This window comes from Mycoplasma sp. 5370, assembly GCF_054343435.1.
The window spans coordinates 1-3,566 of sequence record NZ_JBTGVF010000043.1 but is presented as its reverse complement, the minus strand read 5'-3'; the positions used below and the strand labels follow the sequence as shown (position 1 = coordinate 3,566).

The 3,566-nt window shown below is 24.5% G+C and carries 1 protein-coding gene; it reads right to left on the bottom strand.

What is annotated here, in order from left to right; translation table 4 throughout:
• Positions 1–62: 62 nt before the first annotated feature.
• The gene (locus ACXX88_RS04025) at positions 63–3,419 is read right to left on the bottom strand and encodes an exo-alpha-sialidase (RefSeq protein WP_458559663.1); all 3,357 of its coding nucleotides are present in this window, start codon (positions 3,417–3,419) and stop codon (positions 63–65) included.
• Positions 3,420–3,566 lie beyond the last annotated feature (147 nt).

The window sequence follows — 3,566 nt, the reverse complement described above, 5'->3', positions numbered from 1 at the left end:
AAAGAGGACATTTTGATTAGTAAATACCCCGGGACATTTTGATTAATAATTTGCAGAAATTACTATTTTATTCACAATCTAAATCTATCGATTTGTATTTCTTCACCTTGCTCTCTTGCTCCATCAAATCCTCCATTAAAAATTTTAAAAATTTGAGAAGATTCATATAAAGAAATAAAATCTATATAATCATTTGTTTGGTTAACCACTAAAGGATAATTGTATGCAAAATGTTCTTTTTGTTCATCATCATATTTAAATAATTCGGTTATTTGATCAAAATTACTATTAGCTATGAAAAGTGCTCCATTTCTTCTAGCAACTGTTTTTGGTAAAGCAAATAAAAAGTAATCTTTATTTTTTCAATTAAAATAACTAATACCTGAAAAAACATTTCCATCATAGTTTTGATCAATAACTATATCCTTACCTTTTGCCAAAGAATTTCCATCTGGAGAACTTCAAGTTAAACCACCATCTATACTTTTAGAAACATAAAATTTGTTTCTGTCTGTGCTTCATCCACCTGCGTTTCTTAAAAATCAATAAATTGCTCCATCATTAGCTTCTATTAGGGATGATTCTGATAAATTTGCTTTAAAACCGGTAGGTTTACTAATTTCATTTCAAGTTTGACCATTGTCATCACTATATAATAAAAACATGTCTGAAAGTGAATACATAGGTATAATTACTCTTCCATTTAAATTAGAATTTTGTTGATGGTGTAATTGAATTCCATTTCCTACTCCAGTTCCAACAAAAGGATGTTCGTTTCTCGAACTACTAAATTTTTCATCCATTCAAGTCAAGTTAGTTCATGTTTGACCGCCATCAAAACTTTCTAAAGATGCAACGTGGCTATTAAGAGCAAGAGCGTAAATTGCATATTCTGGTCTAACCGCTCCACTTTTGTATGGTTCATCAAGAACACTGTGGATTGTTTTTTTAGAATTTAAAATTTCTGGATTATCAAAATCAGTTTCTTGAACATTTTCATAAACCGAACCAGTGATGGTTCTTGTGTCACTGTGATAACTTAAATCCACATATGTGTTAGTTTCTTCTAAAACAGTTCTTTCTGTAAAGCTACTATTAAATCCAACTCCTGCTGGTAAAATGTATCTTCTGAATCAATTTTTTCTTCCATCTACTTCTTTCAAGACTGAAACTCTAGAATCAAATGAGTTAGGATCGTTGAGTTTAGTTCATAGTTTTAAATAAGCATTATTTCCAACGTAAAATCAAGGATTTCCCCTTTTTAAGTTGACAACAGATGTATCTTTTCCAGGGAAAACATCGAAAATTAACTGTAATTTATGTTTATAACTATTGCTAGTGGTATCTAAATATTTTATTTCGCTAATTATTCCATCTATTGCAATTCCACCATTGTTTCTTTTTGGAACTACAATTTTGACTACATCATAATTTTGACTTCAAGTTTTACCATTGTCTTTTGAAATTTTAACTACTTGAGAAATAGAGTTATTATAGTCCCTTTCACTTTCAATTCTTTTATCAGCAGAACTTACTAAATCACCATTTGCTAATTTTATAACACTTGGAATACGATAGGAGTGTGAGTGATCTTCATTGTGTTTAAATAATGTTTCACTAGAAAGTCTTTTTAATTTAAAGTGTTCATTTTCAATTACTTTTCCCTTAATATTGTGACTAATATACGGGTTTTTTAGCACTATTATGTTTTTTGAATTATTTTTATTGGCTATTTCAAATTTTTCATCAATGTCACTTGTATTTTTTAGTACTAAAGCCGTATTATTTAGTACAAAATAAAATATTCCATTATCTTCTGTATAAAAATTTGATTTATCACTTATTGATAATCTTAAAATTACTGCTTTATTATCAATTTTTATTCCGTAATTATCAATAAGTTTTTCATAATTGTTTTCTATCAAATTTACTAAAGCATTTTTTATAGATTTACTTTTTTGTTGGTCAAAATTGTTTGAAAACAAATCATTAAGAAGATTAGTAATTTCTTGATTATTTCAGTTATTTTTTAATTTTAAGTCCACAAAAACATAGTCTTTATATTGTGATTTTTCTCAAGCACTAGAATTTACTAAATCGGGTTCTAAAGTTTTAGATAAAGGAAATTCCACATTAAATTCCCTATTAACGCTATCAATATTTAAAGTTTGAAAAGAAGATTCTCCCTTATTTTTGATGGAAACATCTTCTAAAACATAATCTTCCCCTTTTTGGGAATTTTGTATTTTAAAAGATAAAGAATTATTATCTTCATCGTATTCTAAATCAGAAGCATATATTTCTTCGTTTTGTCCATTATTATTTTTAGTAAATTTTAATTTTATACTATCGTTAATTTTACTTAATTCAATTTTTCTTGTATCTAAAACTACTCCATTTAAAACATATGTAAGTTCACTATTTTCATTTTCAAAAGGATTTGCATTTAGTTTACTAGAAATTTTTAAATCAAATTTAGCATTGGATTTAAAATGAGTATCAGAATAAGTCTTGAATTTAAAAAGGATGTTTGAAGGATTATTAGAGTGCAAGTTATAAATATTATTGTCAAAATTATTATTGATATTTTTAAATAACTCTTCTGGTTTTTTAACAAATTTTATATCTTCAAGATAATAAGTTTGTCCAGATGATAAATTATTTAAATTTACTTTTATAAAGGTTTTTCCTTGTATTTCGTTTAAAATTCCTTTATAAATAATATAATTTCTTAAATTATTTTGCTTATAACTAAATTTAAGTTCTAATTGCTTATTATCATCTATCATTATTCCATCTTTTGAATCTAATTCAAAATTTAAAATTGCTGAATTTTCACTTAAATTTGATATTTTACTATTTTTAAAATTTATTTGTGTTAATGAAGGTTGAGATGTGATCGAAATTCCTTTTATATTGATAATTTCTTTATTTTCGTTTTCTTCAATAACAACTGACTGCACATCAAAATTTCTATTTTTAGTTAGGTTTTTCATATAAAAACTAAGTGTTTTAGTTTGCTCATTAATTGTAAAGCTATCTACAGTTTGTTCTATTTTATTGTTATCCAATAATTTTAATTTAAATTTTTTTGTGGATATTGTTTTAAATCCTGAAAAATTCATAGATAACATTAAAAGATTTTCATCTTTTTTTAAAATGGAAAAATTAAAAAATTTAACATTTTCTTTATTTTCATTTTGTGTAGAATTATCTTTTTTATCTACAACATCTTTTTTAGAATTTTCATTAGTATTAAAATGAAAATTATTTAAATTAGATAAGTCATTTTTATGATCTTTATTATCATTCTTACTTTGTTTAGAAGTTACAAAAAAATATGTAGAGAGCGAAGCAGATGTTAATGTAGTTCCTAAAAGAGCAAGAATTAATATTGTTTTTTTAGCACTCTTTTTCATATTAAAAATTTTAACACTTTTTATCTATTCGATTAAAAATTATCAAAAAATTACATTTTTTTTATATAAAAATCATTTTTTTGGTTAATTTTTGTAATTACAGATATAAAATGTCACTTTTTATAAATATGTGTTAATTTAATGATA